The organism is Streptomyces sp. NPDC037301, from assembly GCF_055602785.1.
In genome coordinates this window covers 37,439-53,575 of the sequence record NZ_JBVJWD010000020.1, presented here as the reverse complement: position 1 = coordinate 53,575, position 16,137 = coordinate 37,439, and the positions used below count along the sequence as shown (strand labels likewise).

Genomic DNA, 16,137 nt, shown 5'->3' with positions numbered 1-16,137 from the left:
GACACTTCCTCCTTCGAGCCGAGTGTGGTTACCCCTGTGTCGTATCAACGGGTAACCGTTACTGCATGCTGCCGCAATGGAGGTAACGTCGCAACCATGAATGAGAAGGACTCCGCGCCCGGTGGACTCGCGCTGATCGAGGCACTGGTCAACACACTGGACATCGAGACCGGTGCGGACACTCTCGATACGGCGGACGGGCGCGCCGCCTTCTCTCTCGCCGAGCCGGACGTCCCGGACGCCCGCGTTCTGCGCGAGGCGCTCCGCACAGCCTGCCTCGCCCATGCCGGCCACCGCCCGCCGGACGGCTCCGCAGCGCCCCCGCTCGACCGGCTCCTCGCCGAAGCGCCCCTGCGCGTCACCGTGGACGCGGCGGGCGCCGCCTCACTGCGGCCCGCCGCCGAACCGGCCGGTCTGACCGCCCGTGTCGCGGCGGCGATCGCCACCGCGGCGGCCGACGGCACCTGGGCCCGGCTCAAGGCGTGCGAGGCCGAGGACTGCCAATGGGCCTATTACGACCGCAGCCCGGCGGGGCGCCGCCGCTGGTGCTCCATGTCGGTGTGCGGCGCCCGCGCCAAAATGCGCACCTACCGCGCGAAGCGCGGCTGAGACCGGTCCGAAGGCCGGATACGTCAGGCCTTCGGGCGCCCCATCGCCCGGTACGTCCAGCCGGCCTCGCGCCACTGCTCGCTGTCGAGCGCGTTGCGGCCGTCCAGGATTATCCGGCGGGACGCGACCTCGCCGAGCGCCGCCGGGTCCAGCTCGCGGAACTCGCGCCACTCCGTCAGATGCAGCACCACATCCGCGCCGCGCACCGCCTCCAGCGCCGAGTCCGCGTAACCGAGGGTCGGGAAGAGCCGCCGGGCGTTGTCCATGCCCTTCGGGTCGAAGACCGTGACCTGGCCGCCCTGCAGATGGATCTGACCGGCCACATTCAGCGCCGGCGAGTCCCGTACGTCGTCCGAGTCCGGCTTGAACGTCGCACCCAGGACCGCGACCCGCTTGCCGAGGAACGAATCGCCGCCCACGGCCTCCCGGGCCAGCTCCACCATGTGGCCGCGGCGCCGCATATTGATCGAGTCGACCTCGCGGAGGAAGGTCAGTGCCTGGTCCGCGCCCAGCTCACCGGCGCGCGCCATGAAGGCCCGGATGTCCTTCGGCAGACAGCCGCCGCCGAAACCGATCCCGGCCCGCAGGAACTTGGACCCGATCCGCTCGTCGTGCCCGATCGCCTCGGCCAGCTTCTTCACATCGCCGTCGGCGGCCTCGCAGACCTCCGCCATGGCGTTGATGAACGAGATCTTCGTGGCCAGGAAGGAATTGGCCGCGGTCTTCACCAGCTCGGCGGTCGGGAAGTCCGTCACCACGAACGGCGACCCCTCGGCGACCGGCACCGCGTACACCTCGCGCAGCAGCTTCTCGGCCCGCTCGCTCGCCACGCCGACGACGATCCGGTCCGGGTGCAGGGTGTCCTTCACGGCGAAGCCCTCGCGCAGAAACTCCGGGTTCCAGGCCAGCTCCGGTTCCGCACCCACCGGTGCCAGCTCCGCCAGCCGTGCCGCGAGCCGGGCTGCCGAACCCACCGGCACGGTCGACTTCCCGACGACCAGAGCGGGCCGGGTCAGATGCGGTGCCAGCGACTCGAAGGCGCTGTCGACGTAGCTCATGTCGCAGGCGTACTCGCCGTGCTTCTGCGGAGTGTTCACGCAGACGAAGTGCACATCGCCGAAGGCCGCCACCTCTTCCCACGAGGTGGTGAACCGCAGCCGTCCGGTGGCTCCCTCGATGCCCTCCACATGCTTGCGGAGCAGCTCTTCGAGGCCCGGCTCGTACATCGGGACCTTGCCGGTGCTCAGCATCTCGATCTTCTCGGGCACGACATCGAGGCCGAGCACTTCGAAGCCCAGTTCCGCCATGGCCGCGGCGTGGGTGGCGCCGAGGTAGCCGGTGCCGATCACAGTGATCCTGAGGGCCATGTAGTGCTCCTGGGAGATGCGGACAGACGTGCGGTGAACGAGCATAGTCGTGCCTCTGCAGGCCCGGTTTCCGGCTGCCTGCGCAGCTTCTCCCACCCCTGTCGCGAAGCTCACGCACGCATTGCATAGGCCATCGCGGGAGCGGAGCTCTAAAATCGGGTTACTTAACGGTAGTTAGCATCTTTGGGGAGTGAGCGTCTTGGCGGGTTCGACCGATTTCGACCTGTACCGTCCGGCCGAGGAGCACGAGATGCTCCGCGAGACGGTGCGTGCGCTCGCCGAGGCGAAGATCGCCCCGTACGCGGCAGCGGTCGACGAGGAGGCGCGCTTCCCGCAGGAGGCGCTGGACGCCCTGACTGCCGCGGACCTGCACGCGGTGCACGTACCCGAGGAGTACGGCGGTGCGGGCGCCGACGCCCTCGCCACGGTCATCGTGATCGAGGAGGTGGCCCGTGTCTGCGCCTCCTCCTCCCTCATCCCGGCCGTGAACAAGCTCGGCTCGCTCCCCGTGGTCCTCTCCGGCTCCGAGGACCTGAAGAAGAAGTACCTGGGCCCGCTCGCCAAGGGCGACGGCATGTTCTCGTACTGCCTTTCCGAGCCCGACGCGGGTTCCGACGCGGCGGGCATGAAGACCAGGGCCGTGCGCGACGGCGACTTCTGGGTGCTCAACGGTGTGAAGCGCTGGATCACCAACGCGGGTGTCTCCGAGTACTACACGGTCATGGCCGTCACCGACCCGGCCAAGCGCTCCAAGGGCATCTCCGCCTTCGTCGTCGAGAAGTCGGACGAGGGCGTCTCCTTCGGAGCCCCGGAGAAGAAGCTCGGCATCAAGGGCTCCCCGACCCGCGAGGTCTACTTCGACAACGTCCGTATCCCCGCCGACCGCATCATCGGCGAGGAGGGCACCGGCTTCGCCACCGCGATGAAGACCCTGGACCACACCCGCATCACGATCGCGGCCCAGGCCCTCGGTATCGCCCAGGGCGCCCTCGACTACGCCAAGGGCTACGTCCAGGAGCGCAAGCAGTTCGGCAAGCCGATCGGCGACTTCCAGGGCGTCCAGTTCATGCTCGCCGACATGGCGATGAAGCTGGAGGCGGCCCGCCAGCTCACCTACTCGGCCGCCGCCAAGTCCGAACGCCTCGACGGCGACCTCACCTTCTTCGGTGCCGCGGCCAAGTGCTTCGCCTCCGACGTCGCGATGGAGATCACCACGGACGCGGTCCAGCTGCTCGGCGGCTACGGCTACACGCGGGACTACCCGGTGGAGCGGATGATGCGCGACGCGAAGATCACGCAGATTTATGAAGGCACGAATCAGGTGCAGCGCATCGTCATGGCGCGCAACCTGCCGTAGCAGGGTTTTCGCAGGTCAGCGGCCATTTCTGATGGCTCGCGGGCTGTGATCGGCTTCCGGTCCGTTCGGGACCGCTTCGGGCTGATCATGGGCGCTGGGGAAGTCCTGGGCTGACACTGGGCCCTGGACAACCCCTGACCTGCACAACACCACGGCCCCCGGCATCGCCGGGGGCCGTTCGCGTGGGCTCTGTCAGGCCACCTCCGTCTGTCCTTCGGTGGGGTCGTCGGCGCCCGGCGTCAGCATTGTGGCGATGGCCGCGCGCCCGCGCTGCTCAGCACCGTCTTCCTGCCGGATCCGCCCGGAGGGCGATCCGGGCCGGCGCGTTTGATCACGACCTCACACATGCCCTGGCTGGGAGGGGCGGGCCCGATCGTGCCGCCTCGGGTGGGCTCGGCCGGGCGGCAGACCGTGAGGCGGGGGCGGGCCGCCTTCTTGCGACACCGCATGGCATCACGTGACGTCGGGCGGCACGGCTTGGCGCCATCCGGTGCCATCCGGCGCCATTCCACGCTCCCCAATGCGCGTGAGCGCGCATTGGCGCCACAATCGCCCAGATAGGCGTCAGCATGTTTTCGCAGGTCAGAGCGGTTGTGTCGGGTGTCGACCCGGAGATGTCGCCTCGCAGGGTTGTGCAAGGTGCCACAGTGGTGCCATGATGGCGTCATGGACCTCACCCCGTATGTCGACACCCTCCGCCGCGAACTCGCGGTGGCCGCCGAAGCCGGCGGCGACGAAGCCCGCGAGCTGGCCGAGAGGCTCACCGCTCCTCTGGAGTCGGCGGCCCGGCTGACCATGCTCAACGTGCTCTCCGCCGCGATGGACGAGATCACCCGCGAACTCGCCCCCGGCTCGGTCGACGTACGGCTGCGCGGGCTCGACCCCGACTTCGTGGTGACGCCACCGCCCGCCGATGGCGGCGCCCCCGCGGAGCCGGCCGCGCCCGTCGAACCACTCAAGACCCCGGCCGATGGCGACGAGGGCGGAACGGCCCGCGTCAATCTGCGTCTGCCGTCCCACCTCAAGGCGCGCGCCGAGGAGGCCGCGAGCCGCGAGGGCCTGTCGGTCAACGCGTGGCTGGTGCGGGCCGTGTCGGCCGCGGCCGGCGGCGGCACCCGGCCGCGTACGACGGAGAAGACCCAGACCGTCGGACAGAGCATCACGGGCTGGGTGCGCTAGCCGCGCCCCCGCCCGCACCACTTCGCCCCCACCGCGTCCCATCAGCCGGGACGTCCCAAAGACCCAAGAGGACGGGACAGCCATGCCTTCTTTCGACACTCCCGAACCGATCTCGGCCACCGCGCACGTGGAGGCCGGATCCATCCGGTTCACCGCGGGCGACCGGCTCGACACCGTCGTCGAGGTGCAGCCCCGCGACCCGAAGAAGGACCAGGACGTACGGGCGGCCGACCAGACCGAGGTCACGTACGCGAGCGGCGTACTGACCGTCAGGACGCCCAAGCAGCGCTATCTCGTCGGCCGCACCGGCACCGTCGATGTGACGGTCGAACTGCCCACGGGCTCGCACATCGACATGACCGGCGCCTGGGCCCAGCTGCTCGGCGAGGGCCGGCTCGGCGAGGTCCGCGTGAAGACCTCGTCCGGCGACGTCCGCCTCGACACGACCGGCCCGCTGAAGCTGACCGCGTCGCACGGCTCGATCACCGTGGACCGGGTCGAGGGCATGGCCGAGATCACCACCAGCTCCGGCAGCCTGCGCGTCGGCCTCCTCGACGGCCCCGCCGTCCTGAAGAACTCGCACGGCACCACGACCGTCGGCGCCGCGACCGGCGAGCTGCGGGTGAACGGCGCCAACGGCGACATCGAGATCCGGCGCGCCGAGGCCTCGGTCACCGCCACCACCGCCCACGGCACCCTGCGCGTGGGCGAAGTGGCCCGCGGCACCGTCCAGTTGGAGACCTCCTACGGTGCCATCGAGGTCGGCATCCGCGAGGGCACCGCCGCCTGGCTCGACGTCAGCTCCGGCCACGGACAGGTACGCAACACGCTCACCGCGTCCGAGACCCCGGAGGAGACCGAGGACACCGTCAAGGTCCGCGCCCGCACCCGGCACGGCAACATCGACGTCCTCCGCGCCAAGGCCTGACCCCCAGAAGAGCCGGCCTCGACTCACCTACTCCCCCAGCCACTTCATCCTTCGAACGGGAGGGCCCCATGCCTTCTTTTGTCATGCCCACATCCAGGCGGGGCGACGGCCCGCAGTCGCCCCCCGCCGTCTCCACCGTCGGTCTGCGCAAGTCGTACGGCGACAAGACCGTCCTCGACGGCATCGATCTGCGCATCCCGGCCGGGTCCGTGTTCGCGCTGCTCGGGCCCAACGGCGCCGGCAAGACCACCGCCGTGAAGATCCTCTCCACCCTGATCAGTGCCGACGCCGGCGACATCCACGTCGGCGGCCACGACCTCGCCACCGACCCGCAGGCGGCCCGCTCCTCGATCGGGGTCACCGGACAGTTCTCCGCCGTCGACGGGCTGATCACCGGCGAGGAGAACATGCTCCTCATGGCGGACCTGCACCACCTCTCCAAGCGCGAGGGGCGGCGCGTCGCCGCCGAGCTGCTGGAGCGCTTCGACCTCACCGAGGCCGCGAAGAAGCCCGCCTCCACCTACTCCGGCGGCATGAAGCGCCGCCTCGACATCGCCATGACACTCGTCGGCAACCCGCGGATCATCTTCCTCGACGAGCCGACCACCGGCCTCGACCCGCGCTCCCGCCACAACATGTGGCACATCATCCGCGAGCTCGTCACGGGCGGCGTCACCGTCTTCCTCACCACCCAGTACCTGGACGAGGCCGACGAACTCGCCGACCGCATCGCCGTACTGAACAACGGCAAGATCGCCGCCGAGGGCACCGCCGACGAGCTGAAGCGGCTCATCCCCGGCGGACACGTCCGGCTCCGCTTCACCGACCCGTCCACGTACCGGAGCGCCGCCACCGCGCTGCGCGACGTCACCCGGGACGACGAATCCCTCGCTCTGCAGATCCCAAGCGACGGCAGCCAGCGCGAACTGCGCTCCATCCTCGACTGGCTGGACTCCGCCGGCATCGAGGCCGACGAGCTCACCGTGCACACCCCCGACCTCGACGACGTCTTCTTCGCCCTGACCGGCTCCACCGTGCTGAGCCGGCCCAACCAGCCCAACCAGCCCAAGGAGGATGTCCGATGAGCTCCCTCTCCCTCGCCGTGCGCGACTCGTCCACGATGCTGCGCCGCAACCTCCTGCACGCGCGGCGCTACCCGTCCCTCACCCTGAACCTGCTGCTCACCCCGATCATGCTGCTGCTGCTCTTCGTCTACATCTTCGGCGACGCGATGAGCGCGGGCATCGGCGGCGGCGGTCCGGACCGCTCCGCATACATCGCGTATCTCGTCCCGGGCCTGCTGCTGATGACCATCGGCAGCACCGTGGTCGGAACCGCGGTGTCCGTCTCCAACGACATGACCGAGGGCATCATCGCCCGCTTCCGCACGATGGCGATCCACCGCGGCTCCGTGATCATCGGACACGTCGTCGGCAGCGTGCTGCAGTCGATCATCAGCGTGGTCCTCGTCGGCGCCGTCGCCGTGGCCATCGGCTTCCGGTCCACGGACGCAACCGCCCTGGAGCGGCTGGCGGCGTTCGGGCTGCTCGTGCTCTTCGCCACGGCGCTCACCTGGATCGCGGTCGGCATGGGTCTGATCAGCCCGAACGCCGAGGCCGCCAGCAACAACGCGATGCCGCTGATCCTGCTGCCGCTCCTCTCCAGCGCCTTCACCCCGGTCGACTCCATGCCCGGCTGGTTCCAGCCGATCGCCGAGTACCAGCCCTTCACGCCCGCCATCGAGACCCTGCGGGGCCTGCTGCTCGGCAGCGAGATCGGCAACAACGGATGGCTCGCCATCGCCTGGTGCCTGGGTCTCGCGGTGCTCGGCTACTTCTGGTCGACCTCGAAGTTCGACCGCGACCCGAAGTAGCGGGAGAAGGACCGGTCAGGCCCCGAAGCCTGAGCCGGTGAAGCGTACGGAGCCGCTCGACACCGCCAACCCCTTCCTGGCTCCGCTCCGAACCGCTCGATCGAACCAAAGAACGCCCCTGCCTTTCTCGGCAGGGGCGTTCGTTCGTTGGCCAGCGTCGCAGGCCGCGGAACTGCTCCAGTGTCCACAGCGCGGAGTTGAGCGTCGGCCGGTGGCCCGGTTCGCAAACAGGGCGCTGTTTCAAGACGCCGTGACCCGGCTGCGCGGGGAGCGGTGACGGCGGTAGTAGGAGACGGTGACGGCGGCGAGCAGGGGCCCCACAGGACCAGCGGTTGGTAGAGGATGCCGACCACGAGGCCGCCGGTGTCCGTCATGTCATCGTGCGGGTACGTCCACCACCAGGGAACATTGGCCCACATCACGGTCAGTGCCACTGCGCCGAGGGCGGCTGGGACGACGGCGGCCATCGGGCGCACGGCGCGTCCTGCGATCAGCGGTATCCAGCACGGCACGACTTCGCCCCAGGGCCGCACCAGACCGATCGTCAGGAAGGCGAGAAGCTCGCAGACCACGCTCAGCGTCAGCATCCAGACCTTCGCGCCGAGCGTCTCGAAGTGCGCGAAGCTCTCGTCCAGGTAGCCGGCCGGGTAGCCGAGCACCAGGGCGATCCGCCATAGCCCGCTCGGCGGTACAGCCAACGTGGTCAGATGCGCGGCCCAGACCGCCCAACGGGGCGGCGGCGCAACGGAGTCTGCGGCCGTGGTGGCGTCCAGAGTGCTCACGCGACTCATCCTGCCGCCCCACCCATCGCGTTCCATCAGCCTCTGCGCCTGCTCCAGTTGGTCCGCTGGGCTGACGCCTGGCCCACGTGACCGCGCCGCAAGGCGGACCGACCGTCAGACTTCGAGACGATGGGCGCAGCGAAGTCCGTCCGTGCTTGCTGAGATCTGCCGACGACTGGGTTCAGTGACAAGCGGGCTGGATTCATTGGCAACGGACAGTGGAGGCAGTTGGTGATCAACCCAGCCCTGAATGTCCCGTCTTCTGCGATCCGGCTCCGATCTCAGTTGATCTGGTCCAATTCGCTCTTCGTCTCAGGCGGTCTGGTCCGTCGATGCCGCTGTCGGTGCGGGATGGCGGGCTTTGCCCATGAGATATGACCTTGCTGTCTGGGAAGGCGAGCGTCGTGCAGGTGACGCTGCTGCGGCCCAGTGCTTCACGGATCTGTACGACAAGTACATCGACACGGACGGGGCTGACGTTCCTCCAACCAAGCAAATCGCGGCCTATTTCGCCGCGCTCCGGGAGCGATGGTCCGATCTCACCGAAGTCGAGCCTCTACCGTCCCGGGCCGGGAACGGCGATGCGCCTTCAGAGGGGGCCAAACGCGGCCGGAACAGGCAACCGTAGTAAAAACACCGTGCCCCTGATCTTGCCTGGAGCCGCGTATCCGCAGGTCGCAGCAGCCCACTCGGCAGGCCGCCCGTGACACGCCTGTGACCGGAGCTGTGGCCTACATCACAGCTCGGCGCTCACGCCCCTGATGGGGTGACCTGATGCGCAAAGTCACTTCTCTTTTTCCGGCCCTCGCCGCACTCCTGCTGCTCACGGCGTGCGGATCCGAACAGGCGGGCACCCCCGGCGCAGCCACCCCCGCGTCCGGGACCGCCGCCACCACCCCACCCGTGGACGGCGTCCGGATCACTTCGGTGACCATTCCCTCCGCCACGCCCACCCCCAACTCCGACGGGTTCTCCGTCCACGCCGACCCCCTCCCCACCGGTGACTCCGGGATCTCGGCCGCCTACGAAGTCACCAACAACGGCACCGAGGCGCTGACGTACACGATCCTGTTCGACTTCACCACGGACACCGGCGAGGTCATGGGCAACAGCCACGAGACCGTGCGCTCGGTCGGCCCCGGTGCGACCGAGCGCGGCACGGTCCGGCTGGGGGTGCTGGCCCCCGGAGCGTCCCGGGTGACCCGCGTCAAGGTCTCCCGGGTGACCAAGGTGCCCGCCGCCGAGGCGCCGCCCGCGTCCGGCGAGTGTCCACCCTCAGGCATCCGCCTCACCACCGATGACGGCGACGCCGCGATGGGGCTGCGCGTGGTGGGCTTGCACCTGGAGAACTGCGGGAAGCGCGACTACTCACTTGACGGCTACCCGCTCCTGGAACTGCTGGACAAGGATCTGGCACCCGTCCAAGGCGTCCGGATCGTACATGGAAGCGGCGGCATCAGCACCGGTACCGGATTCGACGAGCCGGCCCGCCCGCTGGTCCTGAAGTCGGGCGAGAGCGCCCTTTCGGGCCTCATGTGGCGCAACACCACCGAGTCCGGCGCCGCCGTCAACGTCCCGTACGTCAGGGTGCGGGCCGAGCAGGGCGCCGATCCGGTGACCGTGACGCCCCACCTCGATCTCGGCACCACCGGCAAGCTGGCCGTCCGTGCCTGGGCGCGCCCGTCGAAGTAGGACCCCCGCACGGCCTCAGCGCCTGCGCTGCGGCCATCAGAGGGGGGTTGGTGGGAGCGGCGCCTGATCGTGGACGGGGGCCAAGGGGCAGGGGGCGGCCCCAAGGGCGCTACTGAGCTGCACCGACCAGATTGGTCGAAACGCCTGAACCGAACCACATCAACTGAGACGAGCAGCACGAGCAACGCGCATCTGACCAGATCAGCCGAGAATCCGGCTCCCGCCCCGTCTCAACCGATCTGGTCGCCGCTGGTCGGGCCACATGTCGTAAACCAGATCCATTGAGACGGGACAATAAATGTCGATGGGAGACGACGTCATCGCCGGTGTCGCTGCTTGCGATGCGTGAACTATTCGCTGTGACGTGACGAGGAACGTTCGTAGGGTTCGTGCATGGCAGACGAGAGTGAGCGGGCCGTTCAAGCGGCCATTGAGGCGGAGATGCGGCTTCTCGACCCTGACGTGCGTGCTTCGGCAGCCCTGGTCTTGGAGCTCCTGGACCCGGAGTTCCTCGAGATCGGAGCGTCGGGGCGGCGCTGGGACGCGACGTCGATTCTCACAGTGACGAGTGACGGTTCGGTGGCCCCCGAAGCTCCGGTCAAGGTCAGCGATATGTCGGGGGTCGTACTCGCTCCCGGCATCGTTCATCTGACGTACTTCGCCGACCACAGCGGGCGCCGAGCATGGCGGAGCTCCGTGTGGCGTCTGACGGAAGCGGGCTGGCGCATGTACTTCCACCAGGGCACTTTGACGAGCTAGGTCCGGTGACGGCCCCGACGCACCGCGGCCCGCGTCCTGCTCCGGCCCTCGGACGTGCGGGGAGCCGCGAACGGTATGCGGGCATGCGGGCAGGAGGGGCGCAGTCACCGTGAGCCACCGGGGCGGGGCTACTCCTCGGCGAAGACTTCCTCGGCGGAGGCGGCGGTGGCGGCCCGGTTGAGCCACTGGTGCAGGAGCTGAGGGTCGTCGCAGCCGGTGATCTTCTGGCGGGTCTCGTCGGTGATGGCGATACCGCGCACGTCGAGGATGAGCAGGAGTCCTTCGGCTCGGCCTTGGGCTCGGCCTTCTGCGCGGCCTTCGTCCCGGATTTCTTCCGAGAGGGGTGACTTGTAGAAAGAAAGGTCCACGGCCACCAGGTTCCTCCACTGTTGTGCGGCCGGGCGGTTGCCCAGGCCTTGTGCGGTGAGTTCGATGATGGGGTCGGCGATGGTTTCCGGTGTGTCCCGCAGTGCGGCGGACAGGGTTTTCAGTATGGCACCGACGTCCGGATTGTCGGCGTGTGTGATGGCGGCCAGGGTGGTGAGTGCGAGGTCCTTGCGGGCTTCGGCCACATCGGTGATGACAGGCATGTTGTGTGGGCCCGCGACGAGGGGATACAGGGCGAACGTCTGCCACTGGCGGAGGCCGATGGAGATGGGGCGTGCAGCCCATTCGGCGGTGGCGTGGTCCTGGCAGACGACCAGCAACAGGATGGGCAGCCCATATCTGTTGTGGAGATAGCTGACGTAGTACGGCCAGCTGACGGTCTTGCGTGGGTCCTTCTTGCACTGGGCTTCGATGGCGAGGAGGAAGGGCCCGTCATGCGCTGTTTCGATGCGCAGGAGGGTGTCCACCCGGCGTTCGACGGGACGGGCTTCGGTGAGGTCGGTGGGCAGCGCGGTGGCTGAGGTGGGTGGTGGGATGTCGACTCCGAGCACCTCGGAGACGCGGGAGAAGAGGCCGGGGTACTCCTGGAAGATGCGGTGCATTGCCTCGTGGGGCGAGCTGACCATGCAGGTCCGTTCGGGTTGTGGGTGATGTTTCGGTCAGGCGGCTGTGTGCAGTTCGGTGCGGCAGTCGCGGCAGTGGCCGGGGCGGCGGGAGCGGAAGGCGCGGTCGCAGCGGTCGCAGTTCTGGAGCGGGATGACGATGACGCCAGGGCGTGCGGGTGCGAGGTCCTGGGCTCCCGGCAGCGGCGGTGGCAGGAGCGCCGTGATCCGGTGGCGCAGAAGCTTGGCTGGGTGCTTCAGGAGGTTCGGGAGGTCGGTGGTGAGGGCGTGGCGGATGGTGTCGGGGTGGGCGTCGCGTTCGAGCCAGGTGGCGACGCCGGGGGTGAGGGCGTGGATGTCGTTCTCGGCGAGGGTGAGTTGGGGTGTGTGGCGGCGCAGGTCGGCGAGGAGTGCGGTGGCCATGCGCTGAAGCTCCGGCGTGAGCTCCTGTGGCTGGGGGAGCGGCGGAGGCGGCGTTGTGCGCGCGGTGGGGGCCGGTACGGGGACGGGCTGCGGCGGTGGCGTGGGTGCCGGGGGTGGTGCGGGGCGCGGCTCGGGAGCGGATACGCGTGGCGGTGGCGGTGGTGTGGGCAGCGGGGCCGGCTTGCGGGGAACCGTTCGGGGCTGAGGGGCTGCGCCTGGCTGGTTGTACGAGACGGTGCGGGTGATGATGCGGCCGTCGGCAAGGCGTACGCGGCTGCGGTGCAGGTAGCCGGTGGCTTCGAGTTCGCGCAGGGCTGCGGCGATGCGGGTTTCGCTCTCGGGGAAGCGTTCGGCGAGGTGTTTGATGCCGATCCTGGCTCCGGCGGGGAGCGACTGGATGTGGGCGGCGAGCCCGATCGCGGCGAGGGAGAGTCCGCGGTGCTGGGCGAGGTGGTTGCCGATGACGGTGAAGCCTGCGGCATGCCGGAAGTTGATGTGGATGACACCGGATGACGGTGTGGCGCCCCCAGGAGTGGGGGGCGGGGCGCACGGGGGCGCGGTACTCTGCTGGGTATCCATCGGGAAGGGCCTAACTTCCTCGGTGGTCAGGCCCTCGGTCGAGATTGGCGTCTCGTCGGGGGCCGTCGCATGTCTGCAGTTGTCGCGGCGAGCATATGCCAGCCAACCCACCGAAAATCCAGCCCAGTTGCCCTATGTCACCCGCGCGAGTGACAGGGATGAGAGTGGGTCGGGTTTGGGTGGGGAGGGTGATTTCCCCAGGTTCTTTAAAGCTTTATGTGTCGTGGGACGCGGCGACGTGGTTCACCGGGTCGTGGGCCTCCGCGACCCGGTGGAGCGGTCACGGTACGAGGCCGAGTTCGGCCCAGACGGTTTGCGGCCAACTCGGCCACGATGTGCGCGGCTGACTCTGTGGGGAGCCCCAATCGCATAGGTGCGCGGTGGCGAGCAGCCGGGCGAGCCCGGCGCCCCGGCGGCTGGGGGGAGAGCAGCACGGTGAACTGCCGAGTGGGAGCGGAACGTTCGGTTCGGGTGATTTGTTGGTTCACATCACTCAGCGTGGCCGCGTCTGCGTACCGTGAATAGCGACGAGCCCCTTGCGTGCGGTGATTGTCCAGTGCTGTCCCGGCTGTTCGAGGTGACGTGCTGGGGACACCAGAGGTTGAGCAAGAACGGCATGCACGTCGGAAGTGGGGCACGGATGAGCGTGGAAGAGGCTGGTACGGAGCGCGGGGACGGCGGAGCGGACGAGCCCGGCTGGGACATCGATCCCGACGACGAGTCGGGGGTTGCGGTGGTCACTGCGGTGGGCCGTCAGATCAAGGCGTGGCGGGATTCGGCGGGGCTGCGGGCCGGCGAGTTCGGGGCTGCGATCGGGTACGGGGAGGACCTGGTCTACAAGGTGGAGGGCGGCCGGCGTATCCCTCGGCCGGAGTTCCTGGACCGGGCGGACGAGGTGCTGGGCGCGGGCGGGAAGCTCGCGGCGATGAAGCGGGACGTGGCGGAGGCCCGGTACCCGAAAAAGGTTCGGGATCTGGCGAAGCTGGAGGCCAAGGCCGTCGAGCTTGCGGCGTACGGAGATCACAACCTGCACGGGCTGCTTCAGACAGCAGAGTACGCACGGGCGCTGTTCGAGATGAGACTGCCTCCGTACGAGCCGGATGAGGTCGAGCAAGCGGTTGCAGCTCGTGTGGCCAGGCAGGCGATTTTCGAGCGAACCCCGGCTCCCCTGCTCAGCTTTGTGCAGGAGGAAGCGACGCTGAGGCGCCCACTTGGGGGCACAATGGTTCTGCGTCGACAGCTTGAACACCTCCTGTCAGTAAGCCAGTTGCGGAACGTCGCTATTCAGGTCATGCCGACTGCCTGCGAGGAACATGCCGGAATGCAGGGAGAGACGCAGGTGCTGAAGTTCAAGGACGGCACGGCCATGGGACGCTCGGAAGGGGCGTTCAACGGTCGGGCGGTCTCCGATCCGAAGCAGCTCCGAATCCTTGAGCTGCGGTATGGCATGATCCGGGCCCAGGCGCTCACCCCTCGGGAGTCGCTGGCCTTCATCGAGCAACTACTGGGAGAAACATGATTCGGGAGCTCTCCGCCGGTGGCGGCCATCAGCTGGAGTGGCGCAAGAGCAGCTACAGCAGCAACAGCAGCGAGGCCGACTGCGTGGAGGTGGCTCCCGTTCCTGACGGGATCCACGTCCGAGACTCCAAGCACACGCCGGGGCCGCACGTCGGCGTCGCGTCGACCGCGTGGGCAGCCTTCGTGGCGTACGTCTCCGAGGGCTGACCCCCACCCTAGGGACATCGCTGGGCTTCATTGAGCAAGTGCTGGGAGAGACATGAACAGCGAGCCCTCTGCCGGGGACGCTTCCGAGCTGGAGTGGTTCAAGAGCAGTTACAGCAGCAGTGGCGACGGCAACGACTGCATCGAGGTCGCGTGCACCCCAGGCGCGGTACTCGTGCGCGACTCCAAGAACTTGCAGAGGCCACGGCTCGCCTTCGCGTCAGGTGCTTGGGCGGGCTTCGTCTTGTACGCCGCCGGGCACTGATCCCACACGCACTTGTGCCCCCGAGCCCGGTTGATGCCGGACCGGGGGCGCGAGCCTACGAAGGTCCGCCCCGCGACGGACGGATGAGGCACCGTCACCCACAGCGCGCAGCGGCGGGACGGGGGCCCGCACCTGACCGATGCGGCGGGACGCCATGGCGTACCTTCCCCTTCCATGACCGACATCACCGCACTCACCGGCCTGTTCACCGCGCTCGGTGCCGACGACGCCGAGGGCTGGGCCGACTCCGAGGCCGAGGAGAACATTCCGCAGCTCGCCCGCTACCGGTTCCTGCGCATGGTCTGGCAGGACATCGACGACTGGAGTACGGCGGCCCCCGACTGGGTCGAGGCCTACCGGAAGGACGGGCTCGCGGGCGGCGCCGTCGAGCGGGCGCTGGCCCTCGGTCTGACCCCCGGCGACCTGGGGGAGATAGCCCGTGAGGTGGCGAAGGAGACCGCGTTCGGCCTTCTCTACGGACTGGCCGACCCGGCCGACGAAGACCTGCCGCCCGAGGTCGAGCAGCAGCTCCCTGGCTGGTGCCTGGCCGAGCTGACACCGCAGGGCGAGCCCACGGGACGGATTCTGGACGCGCTGTACGAGGACCTGGACGAGGTCGAGCCGCAGGGGCCCGCGGGAGGCGTGCGATGACCGCGTTCGACGTGAGCGAGCGGCGGATCTGGGAAGGGCGGGCCGAGAGCTACGCCCGGACCTTCGCGCGGCTGTGCGCCCATACGGTGCCCGCGCTGCTGGACGCCGCCGCGGTCGGGCCGGGCACGCGGATGCTCGACGTTGGGTGCGGCAGCGGCAGCGTGACGGCGGCGGCCGTCGGGCGCGGTGCGCTCGTACGGGCCGTGGACGCCGAACCCGGAATGGTCGGGATGACCCGGCGCGCCGTGCCCGAGGCCGATGTCCGTTGCGGGTCGCTTCCGCAACTCCCTTATGAAGACGGCGAGTTCGATGCCGTCGTGGCGAACTTCGTGCTCAACCACGTCGGCCGGCCGCTGGACGCCCTGGCCGAGATGCGCCGGATCACCCGTCCCGGCGGCCGGGTAGCCGTCACGATCTGGCAGGTGCCGGGCACTCCCGGGCAGGCGCTGATCGGGCGGGCCGCCGAGGCGGCGGGGCTGACCCGGCCGCAGTGGCTGGCCGCCGTCGACCCCGAACACAACTTCCCACGCACCCGGGAAGGGCTGGGCACGCTGCTGGAGGCGGTCGGCCTCGGGGACGTGCGGAGCGAGGTAATGGCCTGGGACCACCACGTCGGGGCGGAGGACTGGTGGGCCGGGCCGGCCGCCGGTGTGGCCGCGATCGGGCAGCTGGTCAACAGCCGGGGGCCGGCGGGGGTGGCCGCGGCCAAACGGGAGTACGACGCGCTGTGCTCCGAATTCGCGGCGGACGACGGCCGGTTGGCGCTCCCGCATGTGGCCTTGCTGGCCCAGGGGGGCAGGCCGGGAGGGTGACGGCGCGGACGGGCCGGATCCCCCGGCCCGCGCCCGGCAATGGAGCGGGGGGGGGGCAGGGAAACCGACCGGCCACCCCACCGCCTGCTTTCACTCGCCCGAGCCAGCGAACGTCTTGTTCTTTTTTGTTTTTTTTCTCCCCCTGCTGCG

The 16,137-nt window shown here is 69.2% G+C and carries 17 protein-coding genes and 1 pseudogene; 13 read left to right on the top strand and 5 right to left on the bottom strand.

Annotated elements, in window-relative coordinates; all coding sequences use genetic code 11:
• The first annotated feature begins 96 nt into the window (after positions 1-96).
• Positions 97-609, top strand: a complete 513-nt coding sequence (locus ACZ7IB_RS28275; RefSeq protein ID WP_402000695.1) for a CGNR zinc finger domain-containing protein — start codon at positions 97-99, stop codon at positions 607-609.
• Between the two features lie 23 nt (positions 610-632).
• On the opposite strand, the gene ACZ7IB_RS28270 is transcribed toward ACZ7IB_RS28275, so the two are convergent.
• Positions 633-1,976, bottom strand: a complete 1,344-nt coding sequence (locus ACZ7IB_RS28270; RefSeq protein WP_470916621.1) for a UDP-glucose dehydrogenase family protein — start codon at positions 1,974-1,976, stop codon at positions 633-635.
• Positions 1,977-2,175: 199 nt separating this feature from the next.
• Here ACZ7IB_RS28270 and ACZ7IB_RS28265 point away from each other — a divergent pair, with 199 nt between their 5' ends.
• From ACZ7IB_RS28265 to ACZ7IB_RS28245, 5 genes are all read left to right on the top strand, one after another.
• Positions 2,176-3,333 (top strand): acyl-CoA dehydrogenase, encoded by a 1,158-nt coding sequence (locus ACZ7IB_RS28265; RefSeq protein WP_470916696.1) that lies wholly within the window; start codon positions 2,176-2,178, stop codon positions 3,331-3,333.
• Positions 3,334-3,999: 666 nt separating this feature from the next.
• Positions 4,000-4,512, top strand: a complete 513-nt coding sequence (locus ACZ7IB_RS28260) for a toxin-antitoxin system HicB family antitoxin (RefSeq protein WP_470916620.1) — start codon at positions 4,000-4,002, stop codon at positions 4,510-4,512.
• An 82-nt stretch (positions 4,513-4,594) separates the two neighbouring features.
• A complete protein-coding gene (locus ACZ7IB_RS28255) occupies positions 4,595-5,440 on the top strand; it encodes a DUF4097 family beta strand repeat-containing protein (protein WP_470916619.1) in 846 nt (281 codons plus the stop codon).
• Between the two features lie 68 nt (positions 5,441-5,508).
• Complete coding sequence (locus ACZ7IB_RS28250; protein WP_470916618.1) at positions 5,509-6,525, top strand: ATP-binding cassette domain-containing protein; 1,017 nt, start codon at positions 5,509-5,511, stop codon at positions 6,523-6,525.
• Positions 6,522-7,313, top strand: a complete 792-nt coding sequence (locus ACZ7IB_RS28245; protein WP_470916617.1) for an ABC transporter permease — start codon at positions 6,522-6,524, stop codon at positions 7,311-7,313. Before ACZ7IB_RS28250 ends, ACZ7IB_RS28245 begins: the two co-directional genes overlap by 4 nt.
• On the opposite strand, the gene ACZ7IB_RS28240 is transcribed toward ACZ7IB_RS28245, so the two are convergent.
• Positions 7,271-8,095, bottom strand: a complete 825-nt coding sequence (locus tag ACZ7IB_RS28240; RefSeq protein WP_470916616.1) for a hypothetical protein — start codon at positions 8,093-8,095, stop codon at positions 7,271-7,273. The genes ACZ7IB_RS28245 and ACZ7IB_RS28240 overlap by 43 nt on opposite strands.
• A 774-nt stretch (positions 8,096-8,869) precedes the next feature.
• Here ACZ7IB_RS28240 and ACZ7IB_RS28235 point away from each other — a divergent pair.
• Positions 8,870-9,787: a DUF4232 domain-containing protein gene (locus tag ACZ7IB_RS28235; RefSeq protein WP_470916615.1), complete on the top strand. Its 918-nt coding sequence runs from the start codon at positions 8,870-8,872 to the stop codon at positions 9,785-9,787.
• A gap of 393 nt (positions 9,788-10,180) precedes the next feature.
• Positions 10,181-10,546, top strand: a complete 366-nt coding sequence (locus ACZ7IB_RS28230) for a nuclear transport factor 2 family protein (protein WP_470916614.1) — start codon at positions 10,181-10,183, stop codon at positions 10,544-10,546.
• Between the two features lie 128 nt (positions 10,547-10,674).
• On the opposite strand, the gene ACZ7IB_RS28225 is transcribed toward ACZ7IB_RS28230, so the two are convergent.
• From ACZ7IB_RS28225 to ACZ7IB_RS28215, 3 genes and pseudogenes are all read right to left on the bottom strand, one after another.
• Entirely contained in the window at positions 10,675-11,559 is an 885-nt protein-coding gene (locus ACZ7IB_RS28225) for an RpnC/YadD family protein (protein ID WP_470916613.1), read from the bottom strand.
• 33 nt (positions 11,560-11,592) lie between these two features.
• Positions 11,593-12,537, bottom strand: coding sequence for a helix-turn-helix domain-containing protein (locus tag ACZ7IB_RS28220; protein WP_470916612.1), 945 nt, complete (start codon positions 12,535-12,537; stop codon positions 11,593-11,595).
• A gap of 311 nt (positions 12,538-12,848) precedes the next feature.
• A pseudogene (locus ACZ7IB_RS28215) lies at positions 12,849-13,025 on the bottom strand (ATP-binding protein); the annotation flags it as partial.
• 152 nt (positions 13,026-13,177) lie between these two features.
• Between ACZ7IB_RS28215 and ACZ7IB_RS28210 the strand changes: the two are divergent.
• The 5 genes from ACZ7IB_RS28210 to ACZ7IB_RS28190 all read left to right on the top strand — a co-directional run bounded on the left by ACZ7IB_RS28210 (position 13,178) and on the right by ACZ7IB_RS28190 (position 15,987).
• Entirely contained in the window at positions 13,178-14,056 is an 879-nt protein-coding gene (locus ACZ7IB_RS28210) for a helix-turn-helix domain-containing protein (RefSeq protein WP_470916695.1), read from the top strand.
• Entirely contained in the window at positions 14,053-14,262 is a 210-nt protein-coding gene (locus tag ACZ7IB_RS28205; protein ID WP_470916611.1) for a DUF397 domain-containing protein, read from the top strand. Before ACZ7IB_RS28210 ends, ACZ7IB_RS28205 begins: the two co-directional genes overlap by 4 nt.
• Before the next feature lie 52 nt (positions 14,263-14,314).
• Complete coding sequence (locus tag ACZ7IB_RS28200) at positions 14,315-14,524, top strand: DUF397 domain-containing protein (RefSeq protein WP_470916610.1); 210 nt, start codon at positions 14,315-14,317, stop codon at positions 14,522-14,524.
• A gap of 174 nt (positions 14,525-14,698) precedes the next feature.
• Positions 14,699-15,175 carry a hypothetical protein gene (locus ACZ7IB_RS28195; protein ID WP_470916609.1) on the top strand — a complete coding sequence of 159 codons (477 nt, stop codon included), beginning with the start codon at positions 14,699-14,701 and terminating at the stop codon, positions 15,173-15,175.
• Entirely contained in the window at positions 15,172-15,987 is an 816-nt protein-coding gene (locus ACZ7IB_RS28190) for a class I SAM-dependent methyltransferase (protein WP_470916608.1), read from the top strand. The genes ACZ7IB_RS28195 and ACZ7IB_RS28190 overlap by 4 nt, the downstream gene beginning before the upstream one ends.
• The last annotated feature ends 150 nt before the right edge of the window (positions 15,988-16,137 follow it).

Bases quoted from the DNA above. Each gene is read 5' to 3' on its own strand.
- ACZ7IB_RS28220 (WP_470916612.1), bottom strand. From the start codon at position 12,537: ATGGATACCCAGCAGAGTACCGCGCCCCCGTGCGCCCCGCCCCCCACT.
- ACZ7IB_RS28205 (WP_470916611.1), top strand. From the start codon at position 14,053: ATGATTCGGGAGCTCTCCGCCGGTGGCGGCCATCAGCTGGAGTGGCGC.
- ACZ7IB_RS28275 (WP_402000695.1), top strand. From the start codon at position 97: ATGAATGAGAAGGACTCCGCGCCCGGTGGACTCGCGCTGATCGAGGCA.
- ACZ7IB_RS28270 (WP_470916621.1), bottom strand. From the start codon at position 1,976: ATGGCCCTCAGGATCACTGTGATCGGCACCGGCTACCTCGGCGCCACC.
- ACZ7IB_RS28245 (WP_470916617.1), top strand. From the start codon at position 6,522: ATGAGCTCCCTCTCCCTCGCCGTGCGCGACTCGTCCACGATGCTGCGC.
- ACZ7IB_RS28200 (WP_470916610.1), top strand. From the start codon at position 14,315: ATGAACAGCGAGCCCTCTGCCGGGGACGCTTCCGAGCTGGAGTGGTTC.
- ACZ7IB_RS28250 (WP_470916618.1), top strand. From the start codon at position 5,509: ATGCCTTCTTTTGTCATGCCCACATCCAGGCGGGGCGACGGCCCGCAG.
- ACZ7IB_RS28195 (WP_470916609.1), top strand. From the start codon at position 14,699: ATGACCGACATCACCGCACTCACCGGCCTGTTCACCGCGCTCGGTGCC.
- ACZ7IB_RS28235 (WP_470916615.1), top strand. From the start codon at position 8,870: ATGCGCAAAGTCACTTCTCTTTTTCCGGCCCTCGCCGCACTCCTGCTG.
- ACZ7IB_RS28230 (WP_470916614.1), top strand. From the start codon at position 10,181: ATGGCAGACGAGAGTGAGCGGGCCGTTCAAGCGGCCATTGAGGCGGAG.
- ACZ7IB_RS28225 (WP_470916613.1), bottom strand. From the start codon at position 11,559: ATGGTCAGCTCGCCCCACGAGGCAATGCACCGCATCTTCCAGGAGTAC.
- ACZ7IB_RS28190 (WP_470916608.1), top strand. From the start codon at position 15,172: ATGACCGCGTTCGACGTGAGCGAGCGGCGGATCTGGGAAGGGCGGGCC.
- ACZ7IB_RS28210 (WP_470916695.1), top strand. From the start codon at position 13,178: ATGAGCGTGGAAGAGGCTGGTACGGAGCGCGGGGACGGCGGAGCGGAC.
- ACZ7IB_RS28260 (WP_470916620.1), top strand. From the start codon at position 4,000: ATGGACCTCACCCCGTATGTCGACACCCTCCGCCGCGAACTCGCGGTG.
- ACZ7IB_RS28255 (WP_470916619.1), top strand. From the start codon at position 4,595: ATGCCTTCTTTCGACACTCCCGAACCGATCTCGGCCACCGCGCACGTG.